Annotated in this window: 20 protein-coding genes and 1 pseudogene; 9 read left to right on the forward strand and 12 right to left on the reverse strand. The window is 51.4% G+C overall.

All coding sequences use genetic code 11. The features are described 5' to 3' along the window. Positions 1-85: 85 nt before the first annotated feature. Complete coding sequence (gene ygjJ, locus ACLBVC_RS12145; protein WP_410149812.1) at positions 86-1,168, forward strand: protein YgjJ; 1,083 nt, start codon at positions 86-88, stop codon at positions 1,166-1,168. Beyond that, positions 1,168-3,549, forward strand: coding sequence for an alpha-glucosidase (gene ygjK / locus ACLBVC_RS12150; RefSeq protein ID WP_410149813.1), 2,382 nt, complete (start codon positions 1,168-1,170; stop codon positions 3,547-3,549). The genes ygjJ and ygjK overlap by 1 nt, the downstream gene beginning before the upstream one ends. 408 nt (positions 3,550-3,957) lie before the next feature. On the opposite strand, the gene ACLBVC_RS12155 is transcribed toward ygjK, so the two are convergent. Continuing rightward, the gene (locus ACLBVC_RS12155) at positions 3,958-4,614 is read right to left on the reverse strand and encodes a Qnr family pentapeptide repeat protein (protein WP_410149814.1); all 657 of its coding nucleotides are present in this window, start codon (positions 4,612-4,614) and stop codon (positions 3,958-3,960) included. Positions 4,615-4,801: 187 nt separating this feature from the next. On the opposite strand from ACLBVC_RS12155, the gene dcp reads away from it, so the two are divergent. Continuing rightward, complete coding sequence (gene dcp, locus ACLBVC_RS12160) at positions 4,802-6,955, forward strand: peptidyl-dipeptidase Dcp (RefSeq protein WP_410149815.1); 2,154 nt, start codon at positions 4,802-4,804, stop codon at positions 6,953-6,955. Positions 6,956-7,003: 48 nt separating this feature from the next. Here the strand turns inward: dcp and ACLBVC_RS12165 are convergent, their stop codons facing one another. Then, positions 7,004-8,203, reverse strand: a complete 1,200-nt coding sequence (locus ACLBVC_RS12165) for an MFS transporter (RefSeq protein WP_410149816.1) — start codon at positions 8,201-8,203, stop codon at positions 7,004-7,006. A 132-nt stretch (positions 8,204-8,335) separates the two neighbouring features. Beyond that, positions 8,336-9,025 carry a TetR/AcrR family transcriptional regulator gene (locus ACLBVC_RS12170; protein ID WP_410149817.1) on the reverse strand — a complete coding sequence of 230 codons (690 nt, stop codon included), beginning with the start codon at positions 9,023-9,025 and terminating at the stop codon, positions 8,336-8,338. 84 nt (positions 9,026-9,109) lie between these two features. On the opposite strand from ACLBVC_RS12170, the gene ACLBVC_RS12175 reads away from it, so the two are divergent. The 4 genes from ACLBVC_RS12175 (at position 9,110) to ACLBVC_RS12190 (ending at position 12,047) form a co-directional block, all read left to right on the forward strand. Next, complete coding sequence (locus tag ACLBVC_RS12175; protein ID WP_410149818.1) at positions 9,110-10,609, forward strand: MDR family MFS transporter; 1,500 nt, start codon at positions 9,110-9,112, stop codon at positions 10,607-10,609. A gap of 234 nt (positions 10,610-10,843) precedes the next feature. Continuing rightward, on the forward strand, positions 10,844-11,527 hold the full coding sequence (locus ACLBVC_RS12180; protein WP_410149819.1) for a glycoside hydrolase family protein: 684 nt from the start codon (positions 10,844-10,846) through the stop codon (positions 11,525-11,527). Then, positions 11,527-11,664: a hypothetical protein gene (locus ACLBVC_RS12185; protein ID WP_410149940.1), complete on the forward strand. Its 138-nt coding sequence runs from the start codon at positions 11,527-11,529 to the stop codon at positions 11,662-11,664. The genes ACLBVC_RS12180 and ACLBVC_RS12185 overlap by 1 nt, the downstream gene beginning before the upstream one ends. Next, positions 11,661-12,047 carry a hypothetical protein gene (locus ACLBVC_RS12190; RefSeq protein WP_410149820.1) on the forward strand — a complete coding sequence of 129 codons (387 nt, stop codon included), beginning with the start codon at positions 11,661-11,663 and terminating at the stop codon, positions 12,045-12,047. Before ACLBVC_RS12185 ends, ACLBVC_RS12190 begins: the two co-directional genes overlap by 4 nt. A gap of 482 nt (positions 12,048-12,529) precedes the next feature. Here ACLBVC_RS12190 and ACLBVC_RS12195 read toward each other — a convergent pair. Then, positions 12,530-13,009, reverse strand: a pseudogene (locus tag ACLBVC_RS12195) (Hcp family type VI secretion system effector). A gap of 308 nt (positions 13,010-13,317) precedes the next feature. Here ACLBVC_RS12195 and ACLBVC_RS12200 point away from each other — a divergent pair. Further along, positions 13,318-15,165, forward strand: a complete 1,848-nt coding sequence (locus ACLBVC_RS12200; RefSeq protein ID WP_410149821.1) for an ABC transporter ATP-binding protein — start codon at positions 13,318-13,320, stop codon at positions 15,163-15,165. On the opposite strand, the gene ACLBVC_RS12205 is transcribed toward ACLBVC_RS12200, so the two are convergent. Further along, positions 15,162-16,301: a GNAT family N-acetyltransferase gene (locus ACLBVC_RS12205; RefSeq protein WP_410149822.1), complete on the reverse strand. Its 1,140-nt coding sequence runs from the start codon at positions 16,299-16,301 to the stop codon at positions 15,162-15,164. The genes ACLBVC_RS12200 and ACLBVC_RS12205 overlap by 4 nt on opposite strands. Positions 16,302-16,492: 191 nt before the next feature. After that, on the reverse strand, positions 16,493-17,128 hold the full coding sequence (locus ACLBVC_RS12210; RefSeq protein WP_152327605.1) for a carbonic anhydrase: 636 nt from the start codon (positions 17,126-17,128) through the stop codon (positions 16,493-16,495). 221 nt (positions 17,129-17,349) lie between these two features. Here ACLBVC_RS12210 and msrA point away from each other — a divergent pair, with 221 nt between their 5' ends. Beyond that, the gene (msrA, locus tag ACLBVC_RS12215) at positions 17,350-17,892 is read left to right on the forward strand and encodes a peptide-methionine (S)-S-oxide reductase MsrA (RefSeq protein WP_410149823.1); all 543 of its coding nucleotides are present in this window, start codon (positions 17,350-17,352) and stop codon (positions 17,890-17,892) included. Between the two features lie 39 nt (positions 17,893-17,931). Here the strand turns inward: msrA and ACLBVC_RS12220 are convergent, their stop codons facing one another. The 6 genes from ACLBVC_RS12220 to ACLBVC_RS12245 all read right to left on the reverse strand — a co-directional run bounded on the left by ACLBVC_RS12220 (position 17,932) and on the right by ACLBVC_RS12245 (position 22,151). Further along, positions 17,932-18,237, reverse strand: a complete 306-nt coding sequence (locus ACLBVC_RS12220) for a hypothetical protein (RefSeq protein ID WP_410149824.1) — start codon at positions 18,235-18,237, stop codon at positions 17,932-17,934. A 33-nt stretch (positions 18,238-18,270) separates the two neighbouring features. Then, the gene (locus ACLBVC_RS12225) at positions 18,271-19,536 is read right to left on the reverse strand and encodes a PTS sugar transporter subunit IIC (RefSeq protein ID WP_195814833.1); all 1,266 of its coding nucleotides are present in this window, start codon (positions 19,534-19,536) and stop codon (positions 18,271-18,273) included. Between the two features lie 73 nt (positions 19,537-19,609). Then, a complete protein-coding gene (locus ACLBVC_RS12230) occupies positions 19,610-19,912 on the reverse strand; it encodes a PTS sugar transporter subunit IIB (RefSeq protein WP_165060888.1) in 303 nt (100 codons plus the stop codon). Between the two features lie 65 nt (positions 19,913-19,977). Beyond that, positions 19,978-20,421 (reverse strand): PTS sugar transporter subunit IIA, encoded by a 444-nt coding sequence (locus ACLBVC_RS12235; protein WP_195825333.1) that lies wholly within the window; start codon positions 20,419-20,421, stop codon positions 19,978-19,980. Between the two features lie 205 nt (positions 20,422-20,626). After that, the gene (locus ACLBVC_RS12240) at positions 20,627-21,223 is read right to left on the reverse strand and encodes an AAA family ATPase (protein WP_195825334.1); all 597 of its coding nucleotides are present in this window, start codon (positions 21,221-21,223) and stop codon (positions 20,627-20,629) included. Then, the gene (locus ACLBVC_RS12245) at positions 21,216-22,151 is read right to left on the reverse strand and encodes a tagatose-bisphosphate aldolase (RefSeq protein ID WP_410149825.1); all 936 of its coding nucleotides are present in this window, start codon (positions 22,149-22,151) and stop codon (positions 21,216-21,218) included. The genes ACLBVC_RS12240 and ACLBVC_RS12245 overlap by 8 nt, the downstream gene beginning before the upstream one ends. Between the last annotated feature and the right edge of the window lie 189 nt (positions 22,152-22,340).

Raw genomic sequence — 22,340 nt, forward strand, 5'->3', positions numbered from 1 at the left:
TAGTAAAATATTTACTAGACTGCGTTTTACTTTTTAGCTCAGTTCCTCTGAATTCTAAATACTTACCTTAAGTGAAGCGCATACCATGAAGAAAATATCATTCCACAAAATGTTCATGATTTTATTATTCGCCTCGCCAATGAGTTCATGGGCGCAGGAGTCCATTGTGCCCGCTGAACATAATGTTTTACCGCCACCGGAAATAACGCCACAAAGCGAAAATAACACCGCCTACCGTTTTTATGGCGAAATGGGTGGCGGTGGCAGCGTATATTTAAACGGTAAAGACCAGCATAAATACAGCGACGGCACCTATATTGAAGGCGGCCTGGAAATAAAGCACGGTAACTGGTTCGGGCTTATTTATGGCGAGGGCTGGACGGTGCAGGCCGATCATCATGGAAATGCCTGGGCGCCGGACCACAGCTGGGGTGGATTTGAAGGCGGTCTGAACCGTTTTTATGGCGGCTACCGCACCGATAATGGCACAGAAATTATCCTCAGTATGCGCAACGATTCCTCACTGGACGACCTGCAATGGTGGGGCGATTTCACGCCAGAATACGGCTACGTCATCCCCAATACGCGCGATTTGACGCAGGCGGCAAAAATCCAGAATCTCACCGGAAAATTCCGCTACAGCGTGACTGCTGCACCGGAAAGCCGCGTGAATGAAAGTACCGCGTTGCTGCATTTCGGAAAATATGACCGCTATTCAGATAAATACACGTACCGCGCGATGGTCAACGGCTACACGCAATATGACCTGACGGAAGGACTGACGCTGCTCAACGGCCTCGAACTTACCGACGGCACCGGGCAATTATTCCTCGCCGGATTGCAGGGCAAAAACCTCGCCGGGCGCGTCTGGCATCACACCGGTAAAGGCGACGGCAATCATCCGGGGAGCGAATCCGGTGCGATGGTCAGCGCCATGGTTGAAGCGGTATCCGGCCTCTATTTCTCCACCGCTTACAGCTACGCCGAACATCATTTAGATCACGCGGCGGACACCACCACATCCTACGCACAGGCCGGTATCTGGTACGAATATTACGGTGGCCGGTTCGCCACGGCGCTGGACAGTAAATTTTATATGAACAACGACAATACCGGTGCCAGCAATTCCATATTTCTGATGCAATATTTCTATTGGGGAAAATCATAATGAAAACCGTCAGCAAGCCTAAATCTGTTGCTTTATTTATCGTCGCGACATTATTTATTTCCGGCAATGTTCTGGCTGAGGCCGAGAATATCTTGCGCGCTGGTGAATATAAGAATGTGATTAACCGCACAGGCGCGCCGCACTTTATGCTCGATTATGATTTTGATGAGCATCAGCGTTTTAACCCTTTATTTGACGATGGTTCGTGGCACGGACATTTATTGCCAGCCAGCGCGGAAGCGGCAGGCGGATTCCCCGGTCCGGCATTGCTGACGGAAGAGTACATCAACTTTATGGCGGATAATTTTGACCGCCTGACGGTGTGGAAAGACGGCAAAAAGGTCGCGCTGAGCATGACCGCTTACAGCATTCCCGGCGCATTAATTCAGACGCTGACCGCGCACGGCGTTAGCATCGACATGACGTTGCGGTTTGTCACCAACCGCACCTCGCTGCTGGAAACTAAAATCACCACCGACGCGCCGCTGGAGCTGGTCTGGGGTGGCACATTGCTGGAAAAACTTCATGCTCAGGATGGAAAGCCGCAGTCCGATAAAACCATCGAACAGGAGTACCCGGGGTATACCCGAAAAATCATCACGACCGCTGATGGCCTGAAAGTGACGTTCGGCAAGGTGCGTGCGGCCTCGAGCCTGATGACGTCCGGTGAGTCGGAATATCAGATCCATAAATCGCTGCCGGTGCAGGCTATCGCGCAAGACCATGAGTTTACCGCGAAGGCCAAAATCACCGGTTCCACCACGATTTACACCACCTATTCGCATCTGCTGACCGCCGCCGAAGTGCAGCGAGAACAGCCGAAAATTGCCGACATTCTGGCGCATCCGCAAACCTATCTCGCTGCCTCCGAAAAGCGCTGGGAAGGTTATCTCAGTAAAGGGCTGACCAATCCTCACGCCACGGCGGCGCAGGAACGCGTGGCGGTGAAAGCGATCGAAACCCTGAACGGCAACTGGCGAGGCGCTGCGGGTGCGATGAAATTTGATTCCGTGACACCTTCGGTCACGGGCCGCTGGTTCTCCGGTAATCAGACCTGGCCGTGGGATACCTGGAAGCAGGCCTATGCGATGGCGCATTTCAACCCCGACGTGGCGAAAGACAATATTCGTGCGGTATTCGCGTTTCAGGTTCAGCCCGGTGATGCAGTTCGTCCGTGGGATGCCGGTTTTGTTCCCGATCTCATCGCCTATAACCCGAGTGCGGAACGTGGCGGCGACGGCACCAACTGGAATGAGCGCAACACCAAGCCCAGCCTGGCCGCGTGGGCGGTGATGGAGGTCTATAAAACGACCGGCGATAAACAGTGGCTGGCAGAAATGTACCCGAAACTGGTCGCCTATCATGACTGGTGGCTGCGCAACCGCGATCACAACCACAATGGCGTACCGGAGTACGGTGCAACGCGCGATAAAGCGCACAATACTGCCGACGGGAAGATGCTTTTTACCGTCAAAAACGGGCAAAAAGAACAGACAGAATCAGGGCTGGAAAACTATGACCGCGTGGTGAAATCCGGTAAATACGACAGTATTGAGATCCCCGCGCAGGTCGCCGCTTCATGGGAATCTGGCCGTGACGATGCTGCGGCTTTCGGTTTTATCGATGCGGAACAGTTGGCGAAATACGTCAAAAATGGCGGTAAAAAACAGGACTGGCAGGTAAGCTTCGCCGAAAACCGCGCCGCCGACGGCACGCTGCTGGGCTATTCGCTGCTACAGGAATCGGTCGATGAAGTCAGTTATATGTTCAGCGATAACAAATATCTGGCAGAAATGGCTGACATTCTGGGTAAGAAAACCGACGCCCAAACCTTCCGCACCAAAGTCGGCAAACTGGCGGATTACATAAATACCTGCATGTTCGATGACCGCAGCGGCTTCTTCTACGACATCAGAATTGAAGAAAAACCGCTGGCGAACGGATGCGCAGGCAAACCGATCGTCGAACGGGGAAAAGGCCCGGAAGGCTGGTCGCCTTTGTTTAATGGCGCGGCAACGCAGGCACACGCCGACGCCGTGGTGAAAGCCATGAAGGATGTACGTGAGTTCAACACTTACGTGCCGCTCGGCACCGCAGCGCTGACCAATCCGGCGTTCGGCGCAGATATTTACTGGCGCGGCCGTGTTTGGGTCGATCAGCTTTATTTCGGTCTGAAAGGCATGGAACAATACGGCTATCGCAACGACGCCATTGCCATGGCACAGGCCTTTTTCGACCACGCCGACGGCCTGATGACTGATGGCCCGATCCGCGAAAACTACAACCCGCTCAACGGCCAGCAACAGGGCGCACCTAACTTTTCATGGAGCGCCGCGCATCTGTATATGCTCTACAACGATTTCTTCGGACAGGGGAAATAAGAGAAGATTCACTGCGTAATGGCTGAATTTCAGGCACAAAAAAACCGCTTCGAAGAGCGGTTATTTTGTTGGGCGATTCAGTTAGCGCTAAATCATCCCAGTTTTGATTCGCTAAAAATAAGCGAGGACGAGCAATCCCAACTCTGCTTGTCCTTCGTCAGTCGGTCCCAGTGCTTATTGATGAAACGCGGTTTTAAAAGGCCGCTTCAATGAAAAAGTGTATTTATGCACTGTTCGTTGTACTGGGTTCTTTGATGACGTCTGCGGGAGATGGATGGAACGTTAACGTTTCTGATATCAACATTAACGTCAGCTTGGGATCGGGTTTATAGCAGTAGAGGAGCCGCCCTTCGGGCGGTTTTTTTACATACAAGGCCACGACCCCAAACTCCCTTATTCCAAGTGCCGCTATTTCGAAAAGATCACAACCACGCCCAGCTTCTCCAGCAAATGGCTTTGCTGCCAGTCGTCGATTTTCACACCATCGAGATCGACTTTGCGGAGGTTTAATTCGCCCAGGTCGGAATTGGTCAGGTCGCAGTGGGTGATGTTCACATTATTCCAGTCGAATTCGGTGAATTCTCCGCCGGAAAGATCGGAGCCGCTGAGGTTAGCGCCTTGCACATTGGCGCCGGTCCAGCGGTTTTCCCACAGCTCGCATTTTTCCAGAATTACTTTGCTGAAGTTGGCGTAGCTGAAGTTATTCTTGGTCATGAACGCGCTGCAAAACCAGGTGCGCGTGGTGATCATATTCATAAAGCTGGCGCCGCTGAAATCTGCGCCAGTGGCTTTGCTTTCGCGGATTTCCAGCCCGAGCGCCTGGATGTTTTTGAAATCAGCCATCGTCAGGTCGCAATGTTTAAAACTGGCGTCCTGTAATTTTGCGTGCTGGAACGAGCAGCCCGACTGTTCTTCGTCATCGTAAAAGAGACAGTCAGTAAAAGCGGTTTCTGATAAATCGCAACTGTCGAAACGGCAGCGGTAAAAGCGGCAGTTTTCCAGCGTTTCGCCGGTGAATTGTTTCACACCAAAACGCTGGCCGGTGAAAGTCTGGTCTTTAATCATGATGTTTTCCTGCCAATTTTACGCGCTGCGAAGGGCAATATCCTGACAGAAAAATTCCCCTGAAAATATTGAAACCCCTTGTCATCACACGATTTCCTTACGCACTTCTTTTGCCGGATCGGTGAGCGGGGTCTATTCTCAATGGCTTAACGGAACAATTTCTCTTAATCAGATAAGGAAGACTGAAATGCGTTTGTCCTACCTCTTTTTGGCAACCAGTCTGGCCATGAGCCAGTTTGCAGGCGCTGCGCAGAGCGTGCAGCCCGCCACGCAGGAGCCCGTCATGAACCATGCCATCAGTAAAGATAATCCGTTTCTGAAACCGAGCCCGCTTGAATACCAGGCACCGCAATTTAACCTGTATAAAGACAGCGATTACGAACCGGCGCTCCTCGAAGGCATTCGCCAGAAACTCGCTGAAGTCGATAAAATTGCCAACGACTCTTCACCGCCGACATTCGAAAATACCTACGTTGCGCTGGAAAGATCGGGCGGCACGTTGCAGCGTGTACAGAGCGTTTTCGGTGCGATGACCGGCGCGAATACCAACGATACGCTGCAAAAAATTGATGAAGACACTTCGCCAAAGCTGGCGGCGATGGACGACAGCATTCACCTCAATAGTAAATTATTTGCCCGCCTGAAAACCGTGTATGACCAGCGCAATACGCTGAAGTTGGATGCGGAATCGCAGCGTCTGATTGAAGTCACGTATAAAGATTTTGAGCTGGCGGGCGCGAATCTTTCGGATGCCGGTAAAGACAAACTCAAGGCACTGAATCAGCAGGCGGCCACGCTGAGCACGCAGTTCACCAATAAACTTCTCGCGGCGACCAAAGCGGGCGGACTGACGGTAAAAGATAAAGCACAGCTGGCCGGGCTGAGCGAGGCCGAGCTTTCTGCCGCGGCGCAGGCGGCCAAAGACCGTAAGCTGGATAACGCGTGGTTGCTGGTGCTGCAAAACACCACGCAACAGCCTTTGTTGCAGTCGCTGGAAAACCGCGATACCCGCAAGGCGCTGTACGACGCGTCCGTCAATCGCGCCGAAAAAGGCGATGCTAACGATACACGTGAGCTTATCGCGAAGCTGGCGAAAGTTCGCGCGGAACAGGCCAAAGTGCTTGGATTCCCGAGCTATGCGGCGTGGAAATTGGAAGACCAGATGGCGAAAACGCCGCAGGCTGCGCTGGATTTCATGCACAAAATTGTGCCAGCCGCGACTGCCCGCGCTGAGCGTGAGGCGAAAGACATTCAGTCAGAAATCGATAAACAGAAGGGCGGATTCAGCGTAGCGGCCTGGGACTGGCAGCATTACGCCCAGCAGGTACGCAAAGAGAAATACGATCTCGACGATGCGCAGATCAAACCCTATTTCGAGCTGAATAATGTGCTGGAAAACGGCGTGTTCTATGCCGCGAATCTGCTGTACGGCATCACGTTTAAAGAGCGCAAAGACCTGCCGGTCTGGAACCCCGATGTGCGGGTTTTTGAAGTCTTCGATAAAGACGGCAAATCGATGGCGCTGTTTTACGCCGATTATTATCAGCGTGATAACAAAGGTGGCGGCGCGTGGATGAGTAATTTCGTCGATCAGTCCAAACTGCTCGGCACCAAACCGGTGATTTATAACGTCGCTAACTTCCAGAAACCGGCGGCGGGGCAACCGGCGTTGTTGTCGTGGGATGACGTGATCACGATGTTCCACGAATTCGGCCATACGCTGCACGGGCTGTTTGCTGACCAGCAATACCCGAGCCTTTCAGGCACCGCAACGCCGCGCGATTTTGTCGAATTCCCGTCCCAGTTTAACGAGCACTGGGCGAGTGACCCGAAAGTGTTTACTCACTTCGCGAAGCATTATCAGACCGGCGAAGTCATGCCACAGGCTTTGCAGGACAAAATCGAGAAAGCCAGCAAGTTTAATAAAGGTTATGACATGACCGAGCTGCTGGCCGCCGCGCTTCTGGATATGCACTGGCACAGCCTGAGCGCCACGGAACCGCAGCAGGATGTCGATAAATTCGAAGCCGAATCGCTGGCGAAGGACAAAGTGAATCTGGCTTATGTTCCGCCGCGCTACCGTTCCAGCTATTTCCAGCACATCTGGGGGAATGGTTATGCAGCCGGGTATTACGCGTATCTGTGGACAGAAATGCTGGCCGACGATGCCTTTGCCGGGATCACCGAACAGGGCGGGCTGACGCGGGAAAATGGTCAGAAATTCCGCGATCAAATCCTCTCGCGCGGGAACAGCGAGGATCTGGAAAAACTGTATGAAACCTGGCGTGGAAAAGCACCGTCTATTGAGCCGATGCTGAAAAACCGGGGGCTGGAAGAGTAATTCGCCCCGCCATGAAACTGCCCTGACCGCCGTGCGCTAAGGGCTTTTTTACGCCATCCGTGCCGCCAGCCGGTGCCCCATCCAGAAGAACACCAGCCCGCCCGCCGACGCGGCAATCAGCGCAATAAACATCACCGGCGGCGCGGCGTAACTGAGCAGGAATCCGCACATCACCGGGTTTATCGCGCCGCCAAGATTGCTCAGGTTTTGCATGCCGTAGTAGCTGCCTTTCATGTTTTCCGGCGCGATATAGTCGATAAACATATATTCGACCGGAATAACGATCAGTTCGCCAAAGCTGAAAATCGCCATCGCGATGATCCAGAACAGCACGGATTGCCCGGCCGTCATAAAACCAATCAGGCCGATGATGAAGAAAATCGTGCCGAGCAGCAGCCATTTCAGCAGGCTTTTTTGTTTCATCCGGCTGCTTAAAACGTACTGGAAGGCGATCACGATGACGGCGTTGGTGATCATGACGACGCCGATAATTTTGTACGCAAACGCCGCGTTGGAAACCAGAATCAGATATTGCGACAGATAACCGGCGAACTGCCCGAAGACGACCGAACCCAGCGTGCTGCCGAGCGTGAAGTAAATCAGGCGGCGATCATGAGCCAGAATGCTGAGCGTCTGGCGCAGGTTAGGCTTGGGCAGCGGTTTTTGCTCCAACTCAGTTTGCGGTGGTTTTTGCGGAATATTACGCAATCCCCAGCCCAATGAAATCACGGTGCCCAGCGCCAGAACGCCGGAAATAATAAACGGCAGTATCGGGCTGAAACCGGCCAGCCAGACGCCCAGTGACGACCCGACGGCCCAGCCGACGTTCACCAGCGTATAGTTCATCGAGAACGCTTTGACCCGTTTTTCAACCGGTAACCAGCTGGCGATACAGGCTTTAAGCGTAATACTCAGCAGGGCGTAAGACGCATTGAGCAGCGCCAGCACCAGCAAAACGCCGGTGACATCCGGCAGCATCGGCAGCAATAAAAAACTCAGGCCGAACGAACTGATCGACACCGTAATCAGCGTCCGGTGATTAAATTTATCCACCAGATAACCGCCGTACAGGCTGCTGAGAATTCCGATCGCCAGGCTGGCGCCCAGAATAATCCCGACGCTTTTGGGCAGCAGATGATAGTGCTCGGTGAGATAAATCGTGATAAACGGCAGAGTGACACCACGTCCGATAGTAAGCACTAACGAACTGGCGAGCAGCGCAAGGATCAGCGGTGGCATTCCCTTCATTGTTAAAGGCATTCCCTAATTCAGAGCAACATTTTCGCTACATGATAGTCGAGTCTGCGCAGTATTTTTCGGTACAAAAAGAAGGGATTAAAGAGAGTTGCGCGGGAGTCACCCGCGCGGTCAGAATTTCGCTCAGCGCTTCTGCGGCCCCAGCCCGTTAAAGAGCAGCAGGGAGACGTGCTGACGCAGCATGTCGGGAGAAATCAGCGAGCCGCCTTCTTTTCTCATTTTCATGGAAGCCATAGGAAACAGCGTCAGGCCGAACAATGAAATAAACAGCAGAGCCGGATTCAGATCGGGGTTCAGACGCCCTTCGGCCTGCCAGCGGGTTATCGATTCATGAACGACTTTGCGGTTTTTGTCGCCGTTACGTTCTTCCATACGCTTTTTCAGCATGCCGCTTTCGCTGATTACTTCCCGCACCCACAGCGGCGCGACCCATGGGTATTTTTCTGCGGCATCAATCATGCATTGCGCCATGTGCGTAATCGCCATCAGCGGATCGTCTGCGTGGGTTTCAAAAATATCGGTAAATCCGGCGCGCACCGGCTGAAAACGTTCTTCGATCATGACGTCCAGCAGCTGCTCGCGCGTATTAAAATAGTAGTGCAGCATGGCGGTGGTCACGCCGGCTTCTTTGGCAATCTGGCTCAGCGGCGTTTCGGCGATACCGTATTGGGCAAACAGTTTCAGAGCGGCATCCAGCAGTAATTCACGCTTATCCGCGCCTTTTTTTACACTACGCGGACGTCCCGGACGGCGTGCGGGCGTTTGATCCTTTTGTGCGGATCCTGTCGTTTCTGAGATTTTTCTGTCTGTCATAAGCGATTTGATCCATTGACCGGATGAAGTGGATGCTTCAATATTAATTATACAGTTAATTAATTGCAAGTCAGGAAGCTATTCATGACCACTATACATTCAGCGCAGAGTGATGTCGCAGAACAGAAGCCGTCGATAACGCTGCTGTTCTCCGCACTGATGCTGGTAATGCTGCTGGCCGCGCTCGACCAGACGATTGTTTCCACCGCGCTGCCGACGATTGTGAGCGAGCTGGGCGGGCTGGATCAGCTTTCGTGGGTGGTGACGTCTTACCTGCTGGCGTCCACCATTGTCGTACCGCTGTACGGTAAATTCGGCGATTTGCTTGGCCGCAAAATCGTCCTGCAAACCGCCATCGTGGTGTTCCTGCTCGGCTCGGTATTGTGCGGGCTGGCGCAGAACATGACGCAGCTGATCCTGATGCGTGCCTTGCAGGGGCTGGGCGGCGGCGGGCTGATGGTGGTCAGTATGGCCGCCGTGGGTGATGTGATTTCACCGTCTGAGCGTGGGAAATATCAGGGATTATTTGGCGGCGTGTTCGGCCTGGCGACGGTTATCGGGCCGCTGATCGGCGGTTTCCTGGTCGAACATATTTCGTGGCGCTGGATTTTCTACATCAACCTGCCACTGGGTATTTTCGCGCTGCTGGTCATCGGCGTGGCGCTGAAATCGCAGACCGCGCGCATCCGCCATGAAATCGACTTCCTCGGCGCGGGCTATCTGGCGGCGGCGCTGACCTGCATCATTTTATTCACCAGCGAAGGCGGCACGGTCTATCAGTGGTCTGATCCGCAGCTGTGGTGCATTCTGGCGTTCGGACTCGTCACGCTCGGCGGCTTTATCTATGAAGAAACGCTGGCGGCAGAACCGATTATTCCGCTCGGGTTATTCCGCGACCGCACATTCCTGCTGAGCTGCGCCATCAGCTTTATTATCGGGATGTCGTTGATGGGATCGATGACCTTCCTGCCACTGTATTTGCAGGTGGTAAAAGGCTCGACGCCTTCACAAGCCGGGATGCAGTTACTGCCGCTGATGGGCGCGCTGCTGGTCAGTTCGATTATCAGCGGACGGATTATCAGCCGCATCGGGCGTTACCGAATTTTCCCGATCCTCGGGACGTTACTGAGCTTTGCCGGGATGGTGTTACTGGGCTTTCTGAAAGTCAGTACACCGCTGCATATGTTGTATCTCTACATCGGCGTGCTCGGTTTCGGGCTGGGCATGGTGATGCAGGTGCTGGTGCTGGCGGTGCAAAACTCGGTTTCGATGAAGCAAATGGGCGTTGCGACGTCCGGTGTTACGCTGTTCCGTTCAATCGGCGGTTCGATTGGCGTGGCGATGTTCGGCGCGATTTTCACACATGTTTTGCGTAATCAGCTCGAGGTGCTGATCCCCGAAGGCACACAACTGCCGCGCTCACTGGGTGCGCAGGCCGTTCAGCAATTGCCCGCAGCCATCCGCGACGATTATTTGCAGGCATTCGGCACGGCGCTGCACTCGGTGTACCAGATTGCCGCAGGCGTGATGGTGCTGGCGTTTATTCTTTCGCTGCTGCAAAAAGAGGGCGTGCTGAAGAAATAAAAACGCGCTATGAAGTTTACATGGGCGGTTGTGATTTTTTTCTCACGCCGCCAAAATTTCAATTCAAAAATCCTCGGACGATCTCCTTTCTATTATTAATACGTTTTGATGTTTTTCCAATCTGTTATTATCTTTGAAGGGTGTTTATATTATTTTGATGAATGTTTATCAGCGATGCCCATTTAATAATATATAAATCACTGATCGTTATTTCATAGCAATAAGGATATTGATATGTTTTCATCATTAAGTCGAAGTGTCGGATATTTTGGCGTCAACTTATTCCATGACGTTATCGAGGTACAGTATCGATTGAAGAATTCCGGTTTCCCTGATCTGGTGGTTGATGGCAACTGTGGTCAGAAAACTGTCGCGGCAATAAGAGAATTTCAGCGTCGTTTTATGTCTTTGCCTGATGGCCTGGTTGAAGTTAATGGCGCAACGATTCGCCGGTTACAGTCTACGGCAATTTCACAAGGAAATGCTCGTCCGGATGCCCCTGTACCGCAAGCGAGTAACGCGCCGGTGTCCGGTGGTGTGAGACGGAATGTTAATGAGTTATCGGTCAGCCCTCAGGCTGAGGCACTGTTAAAAAACTATGAGAGTTTGAGATTAAATATTTACTCCGATAAAACTAAACAGGAAATTACTCAATATGAAAAAGGGGCTACGATTGGTTACGGGCACCTTATCTGTTCGCAACAAGAATTTGAAATATACAGGAATGGAATCTCGGAAATGAAAGCTAATGAAATGTATCATGCTGATGCATCACGTTTTGAAAAAGATGTTAAGAAATTAATCACAGCTGAAATTACTCAAAATGAATATGATGCTGTTTTGATCTTGGCTTTTAATATTGGATCTGGAGATCCTGAAAAAAATCCGGACTGGCATCATCTACTGTTCTTAAAATAATAAATGGAACATCGAACAGCGATCTTGATAGTGCTTGGATGGCCTGGAAAAAATCAGATGGCAGAGTATCTAATGGTTTGATTAACAGACGTAAATCAAAGTTAAACATCTTCCACAATGGAGTCTATGCCCGATGAAAAGAATACTATTGTCATTTCTTATTATGGGTTCCATAACTTGCCATGCTGAAAATTATAAGCTGCATCCCGGACATCCTGATTTCGAAGGGCAACGCTTTGATATTGATTTAAAATACAATTGTCCTGAAGGTGAAATGACTTGCAAGGATGTGGATTACGACGGGATTAATAAGAAAACAGGCGCGAGATTGCATCTCAAAGGCCGCGTAATGTTCAATTCTCATAGCTATGATTTTCAGGGATATATATTTGACAACGGCGAGTATAGTTATGTCCTGAATCCTGATAATTCTAAAGAGACAGATTCAGGACAAGTTTGGATTTTAAACGTATTTTATAAAGACAAGGTCATAGCAACTGATGAAGGTATTATGCAGTAATTTTTTCCTTGGAAACGGAATTTATAATTTATGAAAAAATCAATGTTAATAGTATTTATATGCATGTGTAGCATGAGTTGTTTTGCGAAGGGATACAGACTTCACTCAGGACTCCCCGATTTTGAAGGCCAGCGTTTTGATATCGATCTCAAAGACAATTGCCCTGAAGGTGAAATGGATTGTGATGATGTAAGTTATGACGGGATTAATAAAAAACGGGGGCGAGACTGCATCTGAAAGGTCGTGTTATTACAAATTATTATAGTCATGACTTCAGGGGGTATGAGTTTAAAAATGGAAACTATACTTATACATTGCGGCCGGATTCTAAATCTTCCAATGATGTATTTCAAATCTGGAATCTGAACGTTTCCTTAAATGACGAAGTCATAGCAACCGACCAGGGTATCATGCATTAACGTTTCACGATCTCTGTCTGATAGTGCCATTTGAGATCAACCAAAATGGCACTGACGGAACCGTTAAGAAACTCTGTCAATCCATAAGCTATAACCAGAAGTTCCCGCGATATGATGCGTGACATCTATGGTTTCATAGCGTAATGAAAGTGTCTCATAAGGCTGTGAATCTCCTCCCGGAAGCGTGCTGGGATTGGTCGAGGAAATACTTTCAATGGTGGCATCAGTCAGTTTGATGGTTAAATACTTCTCCTGCACGCCGTATTGCGAAGTTCTGTAGTAATCCAAAATACACTGAATACGTTCGTTATTAGAAATAGCGACCAGCAGTAATGGCGTCGATTTATCCAGAGGTTTAGTGACATGCATCGGGTGATGATTAACGTTTTGTTCACGGGTAATATCATGCTGAGATGAATAGATAAGTATCTGATCTGCATGCCCTGCCTGGAATTTGTTACCGATTGAATTGTAGCTTCAACAACCGGCTGATATCAGGCCCTGAGTCGTTCCATTTATGGTTAAATATGTACAGTTTGACATTCTTAAAAGTCCTTTTATAAGCGATTTATAGATATATTTCAGTGTGAGATTTTCATGCGTTTATTTTCTGCGAATTATTCTAACACGGTATATTTTTAATCATGAGCCTCTGATCGGATTATTTATTGTTTTAAATAACTCCCCGTATTTATTGAGTTGTTTATTTAACGCAAATCAATAAGCCAAATGAATATTATTTTCTGGGTAAAGTGTCAGAAATCTTCTACGCTTAAAGGTTCTGTAACGTCATGCAAACCAGAGCATCAGGGCAGGACAGCCCTGACGATAAATCCATTAAGAGGTGTACCATGCTTTTTCGCCGGTTCGAGCGAATGATCGACATTTTTCGGGAAGCGCCGGGGGGTGAGCCGCCGGGTAAAGTCTGGCCTTTTTATCTTTATTATCTGCGTCAGGTCTGGCCGAGTTTTGCGGTGTTGCTGGTTGTTGGGTTGGTAGCGTCACTGATTGAGGTGTCGCTGTTCAGCTATCTCAGCCAGATTATCGATCTCACCAAAGACACGCCGCCGGGCAGTTTTTTCTCTGACCATATGGGCGAACTGCTGTGGATGGCGGCGGTGGCGATGATTATGCGCCCGGTGTTTTTCGGACTGAATGATTTGCTGGTTCATCAGACGCTGACGCCCGGCATGACCAGCATGATCCGCTGGCAGAATCATAAATATGTCCTCAGGCAGAGCCTCAACTTTTTCCAGAGCGATTTTGCCGGGCGTATTGCCCAGCGCATCATGCAGACCGGCAGTTCACTGCGCGATTCCGCAGTACAAATGGTCGATGCCATCTGGCACGTGGTGATTTACGCCGCCAGCGCACTGTTCCTGTTTGCCCAAGCCGACTGGCGTCTGATGATCCCGCTGATTATCTGGATTTTCTGTTACGCCATTTGCCTGTGGTATTTCGTTCCGCGCGTGAAGCAGCGTTCGGTTGAATCGTCCGAAGCCCGTTCAAAACTGATGGGCTGCATTGTGGATGGCTATACCAATATTTCGACGCTGAAACTCTTTGCGCATACCGATCTCGAGCAGCAGTATGCCCGCGAAGCCATCACCGAACAGACCGTCAAAACCCAGCTGGCTGGCCGCCTGTTAACCGGCATGGCGTTTGCGATCACCACGCTTAACGGTCTGCTGATTGTCGCCAGCACCGGGCTGGCGCTGTGGCTGTGGACACAATCGCTGATCACCGTCGGGGCTATCGCGCTGGCGACGGGGCTGGTGATTCGTATCGTGAATATGTCCGGCTGGATTATGTGGGTGGTGAACGGCATTTTCGAGAATATCGGTACGGTGCAGGACGGCCTGCACTCTATCGCGCAGCCGCTGACCGTCACGGATAAACCGCAGGCGCCGGCGCTGAAAGTCGATCGGGGGGCGATCCGTTTTGATCACGTGGAATTTAATTATGGTAAAGAGAACTACGGAAAAGGCAGCCCGGTGATCCGGAATCTGGATCTGGCGATCCACCCCGGTGAGAAGATCGGCCTGATCGGGCCTTCGGGCGCGGGGAAATCCACACTGGTGAACCTTTTGCTCCGGCTTTACGACATCGACGGCGGGCGGATTCTCATTGATGAGCAGAATATTGCCGACGTCACGCAGGGTAGTTTACGCGCGCAAATTGGTATGATCACGCAGGACACGTCGCTGCTGCACCGTTCGATTCGCGACAATCTGCTGTACGGCAGACCGGGCGCGACGGATGAAGAATTGCAGCTGGCGATACGTCAGGCGCGTGCCGACGAATTCATTCCGCAGCTTTATGATTCACTGGGGCGAACCGGGCTGGATGCGCACGTCGGTGAGCGCGGCGTGAAACTTTCCGGCGGGCAGCGTCAGCGTATTGCGATTGCGCGCGTGTTACTGAAAAACGCACCCATCCTGATTATGGACGAAGCCACGTCGGCGCTCGACTCGGAAGTGGAAGCGGCGATTCAGGAAAGCCTGGAAACGCTGATGGGCGGCAAAACGGTGATTGCGATTGCACACCGGTTATCGACCATTGCCAAAATGGACCGTCTGGTGGTGCTGGAAAAAGGGCAGATTGTCGAGACGGGAAGTCACGCCGAACTGCTGGCGCACGGCGGTCTGTATGCCCGTTTGTGGCAGCATCAGACCGGCGGATTTGTCGGGATGGATTAATCTTCGTTTGAAGACGGAGCGTGCCGGTAGGGCAGCACTTCACGGGCTTCATCGGCCCAGCGCTGCACACCGGCACGTTCTTCCACCAGAAAATCTTCAACGGCGTCGCGTAAACCCGGATGCCGTAAATAGTGCCACGAGTCGGTGATCACCGGCTCAAACCCGCGCAGCAGTTTGTGTTCGCCTTGCGCACCTGCATCGAACCGTGCCAGCCCGTGTGCAATCGCATATTCCATCCCCTGATAGAAACAGGTTTCGAAGTGCAGCCGGTCGAACTCCGCCAGACAGCCCCAGTAGCGGCCATAAAATGTATCGCCGCTGATTAAGCTGAACGCCATCGCCACGTCGCGGCCATTTTGCTGCGCCATTACCACGCAGATCGCCTCCGGCATTCTTTCTGCCAGCAGGCTGAAAAAATCGCGGGTCAGATAGGGTGACTGGCCGCGGATCCGGTAGGTATTGCTGTAGCAGGCGTACACGAAATCCCACTGCGTTTCGGTCAGCTCTGCGCCTTCCCGCCACACAAATTCGATGCCCTGCGCCGCGACCTGTTCGCGTTCCTTGCGGAATTGTTTACGTTTGCGCGAGGTGAGAGCGTCGAGATAATCCTGAAAATCGCGGTAGTCGCGGTTTTGCCAGTGATACTGACAACCCAGCCGGTGCTGCCAACCGGCTTCATCGCCGAGCAGCCGGTTAGCGCGGGTATCTGTGAAATTGATGTGCGCACCGGTCAGCCCGTTTTCAACGAGATATTCCGGCAATGCCTGTATCAGGTTTACCGCCGCCGCTTCATCGCCCAGCAGCCGTGCGCCGGTCACCGGGCTGAATGGTACAGCGCCCAGCCATTTCGGGTAATACGCAATACCCGAGCGCTGGCAGGCATCCGCCCAGCCCTGATCAAACACATATTCGCCGTAAGAATGGCGTTTTCGATAGCCGGGAATGGCCGCCAGAATTTTGCCATTTTCCCGCCACAGAAGATGCTCCGCACGCCAGCCGGAATTCGGCCCCAGGCTGCCGCTGTCTTCCAGCGTAGATAAAAACGCATGGCTGAGGAACGGTTGTTGTGCGGGCACCAGCGCATCCCACTGCGCGGCGGGCAAATCGGCCAGACGGTTTAACGGCATAACGGGCATCAGTTTTCTCACTCTGGTGGAAAAGGCGGTGGCGCGTTCAGATTATAATGAGTGTCGAGTTAACGGGCGCTGATTTAGTGCTCTGGAAAGGATTTTCAAATAACGAACGGCGTGATGCTTTGATTTGTCCTCCGGAATATTACCCACAACATCCCGGAGGAATATTAATTTACTGGTATGCGAAAAATTAATTAACTGGCTCTGACTTCAGGATTATCTGACAGCGAAATAAAGCTGGCGCTCTTCGCATCAAAGGCTTCGATACAGCCTGATTCAATATCGTATACCCAGCCGTGCAGGGTCACTTCGCCTTTCGCTAATGCCACCGCCACGCAAGGGTGCGTGCGCAGGTTGCTCAGCTGTGCGACCACATTCTGATGCACCATGCCGTTGACGCGCGCTTCCGGCGTGGCGTGTTCAGTGGCTTCGTTGATGGCTTTCGCCGCATCGGAATAACGCAGCCAGTGAGCTACCGCTGGCATGTGATCCAGGCAGGTGCAGTTGGCGATTGCGCCCATCGCGCCGCAGTTGGAATGCCCGCAGATCACGATATCTTTTACGCCCAGCGCCTTCACAGCGTACTCGACGGTGGCAGAGACGCCGCCCGGTTCCGGCCCGAATGGCGGCACAATGTTACCGGCATTACGGATAACAAACAGTTCGCCCGGCTCACGCTGCGTGACTAATTCCGGCACTAACCGGCTGTCAGAGCAGGATATAAACAGGGTCTTAGGATTTTGGTTTAATGCGAGTTCTTTGAATAATTTAGAGCGTTGCGGAAACGCTTCTTTCTGGAATCTGAGGAAGCCTTCAATTACGTCTTTCATAGGGGGGATTTCCTGTATTTCAATCGCAACGATACTGCCATGAAAAAAAATGCAGATCAATCAGACGGAAAATCACTACTCTTTATAAGGTAAATCAGTTTGCCTAAAATATTATAAATTTCAGCGCTGAAGAATTTCATTAAGCGTTTTTTAATATCTTCTCTTTATCTCTGCGTGTTCCGCCCCCATTATTTCTCTGTCCTCTAAATCAAGGAGTCTGTATGACAATCGAATACGCTATTTTCGGTGGCGGCTGTTTCTGGTGTACAGAAGCGGTGTTCAAAGACGTCATCGGCGTGGAGTCGGTGGAAAGTGTTTACACTGGCGGCGCGCGCCCGAATCCGACGTATGAGCAGGTCTGCACGGGCGTAACCGGTCACGCAGAAGCCATTCGTGTCGGTTTTGACCCGGCGAAACTCAGTTATGGCGATTTGCTGGATATTCACTTCGTCACGCATGATCCGACCCAGCTCAACCGTCAGGGAAATGACGTCGGTACGCAATATCGCTCGGTGATATTCCCCGCCGGTGAGCAGCAAAAAGCCGAAGCGGAAGCCGCCATTTTGCGCGCGCAGCAGGACCATAACGATCCGGTTGTCACCAGCATCGAACCGCTGGGCGAAGTGTTTGTGGCGGAAGGTTATCATCAGAATTACTGGGAAGGCGCGGGGCAGCAGAACCGCTATTGCATGGCCGTGATCCCGCCGAAGTTACAAAAGCTGCGTAAGGGTTTTGCGCAGCGGACGAAATCGTTGAATCCGTAAACGGCAGAAGCCAGAACATTCGTTCTGGCTTTTTTGGGCTTAAAATCCGTAACGGATGGCGTCCTTACTTTTTTGCATCAGCGCATCGATTTTCTCCGAATACACCTCCAGCCCCTTGCCGTCACCGGCTTGTGAACACTCGCGACGCCGCACGTTGTACGCCTTCATCAGCTGCGCCTGTGCGAAACCGGGCTTTCCGTAGCACGCCATACTTTGCTCCCAGCAGGCAATGGCGTTCTCCAGATCCTGTTGCTCCTGATACTCTTTCCCCAGTTCGTTGAGCGCTTTGGCCGATTCCTGCGGCGGCAGCTGTTGCGATAAAATTTGCTCAATACGCGTATCCATTATTTTTTCCATCTGGAATACCCTCCGGCTCAGTTAATGGAAGAAGTTAAGAATATGGCCGAACACCAGCCCGACGCTGATGACGTCCGAGTCGCTGAAGGTCACGTTCGAGAAGCCGAATTTACCCAGCAGCGGCAACAACAGCGCCGGCAGCAACGTGATAAACAGGCCGTGGAAGATGCCGCCGATAATCGCGCCGCGACGCCCGCCGACGGCGTTACCGAAGATACCCGCCGTACCGCCCGCGAAGAAGTTGGTCAGCATGCCCGGTAAAATCATCGCCAGCCCGAGACTCGGGAACAGGAACATGCCGATAACAGAACCGATGGTGGTTGAGATAAAGCCGATGATGACCGCGTTCGGCGCGTAAGGGAAAAGCACCGGGCAATCGAGCGCCGGAATGGCGTTGGGCACGATGCGCAGGGCAATCCCGCGGAAAGCCGGGACGATTTCCGCCAGCAGCAGGCGTACACCGGAGAGCAGCACGTAAACGCCGACCACAAACTGAATGGATTGCAGGAACGAGTAGACCAGATAGTTAACGCTGTTGGCGAAAGGCGCGACGACTTCCGGGCCGGCGGCAATGGCGGGGATCAGGTAAATCGGGATCATCACCACCATCATCGACAGATAGGTGTCTTGCAGGAAGGAGAGTGCCTGCGGCAATTCGAGATCTTCGGTGCTTTTGTTGACGTTACCGGTGATTTTCGCCACGCCAGCCTGCACGATGTAACCGATAGTGCAGAAATGGCCGAGCGCAAAGTCATCGGAGCCGGTAATTTTGCGCACAATCGGTTGTGCCAGCACCGGCATACCGACCGCCATCACACCGGCAATGACGCCGCCGGTAATGATCAGCTCTGCACCGCGCAGGCCGCCCATATAGCCAATGACGGAGCAGACGGTCGCCATCCACAATGACGCCTGACCGGTGAGGAAGATATATTTAAAGCGGGTCAGACGGGCAATCAGGATATTGACGATAAACGCCAGTACCATAATTAAGGCCGTTTCCCGCCCGAGCGTTTGTTGTGCGATACCGGCGATTGAACCGACGTCGGTGACCACGCCGCGCATATGAAAACCTTTCTGGAATATTTCACCCAGGAAGGTCAGCGCATTGACAATAATACTGGCGCCGGAAAGTAAAACCAGAAATCCGAGCAGCGTTTTTAAAGTGCCGGTAATAATTTGCCCCGGACTTTTCTTTAATGCAATCAGGCCAATCATTGCGATCAGAGAAATTAATATTGATGCCTGGCCTAATACATCATTGACAATAAAGTGAAGGAAAGACATAAGTGTCCCCTGTAGAGTTCACGGTAATTGTTCTGTCGGTTTATACGTTCTGTGAGTCAAAACGTTATTATTATCAGATTGCCAGATGACCCATTTCCTGTAGAACCGGCGTCAGCTTGGTTTTTATTTCATTTTTATCCACCAGGCGTTTCAGGTAAATAATATTGGCGCTGATGGTGTAATGCTGGAACTGCGATCTGAAGTTTTCGCCGGTCATAATAATGTCAGCTCTGGACGAGGTGGCGCTGGAAATATCGCAGTGCGATAAATCCGCCTCCACGCCTAAATCTTTGAGCGCGGCTTCGATACTCATTTCACAGGCAAAACTGCTGCCCAGACCCGCACCGCATACCGCAAGAATAGATAACTTTTTCATCACGTTTCCTTAGGTTCTTTGTAGGCGTTCATTAAGGGTTATGTTTATCTCTCTACACTTCACGTCTAAAACTGCCGGATAATATCTAACGCTTCCTGCTTGTTTTTACTCTGTTTTAATTTTTTAGCCGCTTCATCATCACAGAACAGATGAGAAAGGCTGGCGATCATTTCAATGTGCGAATGGCTGTCAACGGCGGCCAGCGCGAAGATGACATAGACCGGATCGTTATCTTCGCTGCCGAATTCAACACCTTCTGAAACAATCACCAGAGACAGTGCGGTTCTGACAGCACCTTCTTCTGGCCGGGCATGTGGCATGGCAATTCCTTCACCCAAAACATAATAAGGGCCGATTTCCCGGTGCATGTCATATATCGCCTGAAGATAGCGACTTTCGGCGGCGCCGGAATCAATTAAAGGTTGCACTGCTAATGCGACGGCGCTTTGCCAGTCTTTTATTCTGGTGATAATAGTGGTGTTATTTTCATTAATCCAGTCGCTTAACATAATACCTCTTCACATTAATAGGGTCATTTCTCAGTATGATATTTAATTAAAATAAAAACTGTGATCTATCCAATCCTATTTGCCATTAATGAAAGATAATAATTTCAAACGACATGAAGGAATTAATAATAGTAGGGCATTGTCCTGGTCGTGATATCAGAATTCACTGACTTCTCAGTAAATGAATTTTTCCTTTTGTGGATGTTTATTGAGTCTGGGTATGAAATGAATTTAATATCCATTCATGTATATCAACAATATTTACAGGCTTATTTTGTGCAATAACATTCTGGTCAACAGAATAAACTGGCCCCAACGCCATTGGTCGTGCATTTCCGGCGAGAATTTTTAATTCGGGAATATATTCTGCCCCGACGTGTCCGGGTAAACGTTCCCCGAGTCGTGAAGCAAAACGTTCCGCTGCAAGTTCTGCATCAATCTGACACCAGATTTCCAGAACCTGCGTGACGCCTGCCCGTTGCAGATAATCCTGCAACACGTCTTTTGGCTGGAAACCAAACCACGCATCGGCAATAAAGGTGCTGCCCTGCGGCGCGCCGCCGATGATATCCCAGATAACCTGGTAACTTGCCAGCCCGAGCACGCGGTTAAAAGGGCGATCGACATTTTGTAGCCGCTGAAGAAACGGGTTTTTGATGCCATCAAGCGACAGTTGCAGCCAGCCGCTGTATTCAGAAAGCTCAACGGCGAGCCGGCTTTTACCTGACGCCGGGATCCCGTTCACCAGGATGACGCGTTTGCCGGTAAAGCCATTTCGTGAGGCGCTTCTGTTTTCAGACATGTTCCACCTGTTCAGTTTGGTTGCGGGCCGGGGCATGGAAATATTGCTGAATGACAGCCTGAAGTTCGTTCAGACGCGGAACCGCCAGCGATTCGAGCCGGGATTTTGTCGCGCTGCGATCCAACGAAATGCAGTCTTTCCACAGGGAACGTCCGGCAATCACGCCAGATGCGCCTTCGCTCATGGCATCTGCCACTTGTTTGAGGAAAGTGGCGTGGTCAACGCCCGCGGAAAGCACCGCCCAAGGCACGTCTCCTGCCAGTTTAGTGATGTCTGCGCAGGCCTGTTTTGAACCCGGATAAGGCAGTTTCAGCACCTTCGCCCCGCATTCCAGACAAATCTTTGTGCCGCCATAAATCAGGGACGGGACTTTTTCTTTATATTCTTCCTCGGTTTCGTTGTCGAGTTTATAGGTGAGGAACTCCACCACCAGCAGCAGATCTTCGCGGGCGAAATCGTCGATGCACTGACGCAGTATTTCAATGTTATGGCGGTTGGCGGCTTCCTGATCCGAACGCAGATACACCATAATTTTGCCGCCAGTCGCGCCCAGTTCACGCACGCGGCGCGCATCAACGTTCGCCACTAACCGCGACAGACGGTAGCCTTCCGACGAATTATCCCAGCCTGATGCGTCAAGGCCGATCAGCAGCGCGGTATCGCGGGCAATAATGCCGTTGTCCACCAGCTGCGGTACCGCACAGACCGGATCTACCAGCACGCAGGAGGCTTTGCTGGCGAGATATTGGGTGATGTCGGCTTTGATGAGGCCCAGTTCGTGTTCGGAAATCGCGGATTGTTGCTGAGGGTCGCTGGCGAGCAGGCTGCGCATGGCACCGCGCTGGTCACAGGCGATCACCAGCATTGCGCCATTTTTACCGCAAATCTGCTGATAGCTGCGTAATTCTGAAGTAGACATTTTTGACATGAAACTCTCCTTTGCGTGAAATTTATTACAGATGAAAAAATCTCGATTACACTGGACGTTCTGTCTTTGCCCCCTGGCTGAAAGGGGCGGAAAAATCGCGTAACACGCCGTTTTATAAGGGTTGAATCTCGATCCGGCACATTGCATTTTTACAGGTGTTGCGCAATAATCCCTCAATCGACGATTTGA

The sequence above is a fragment of the Rahnella selenatireducens genome, from assembly GCF_046449555.1.
In the GTDB taxonomy this organism is placed as follows: domain Bacteria; phylum Pseudomonadota; class Gammaproteobacteria; order Enterobacterales; family Enterobacteriaceae; genus Rahnella; species Rahnella selenatireducens.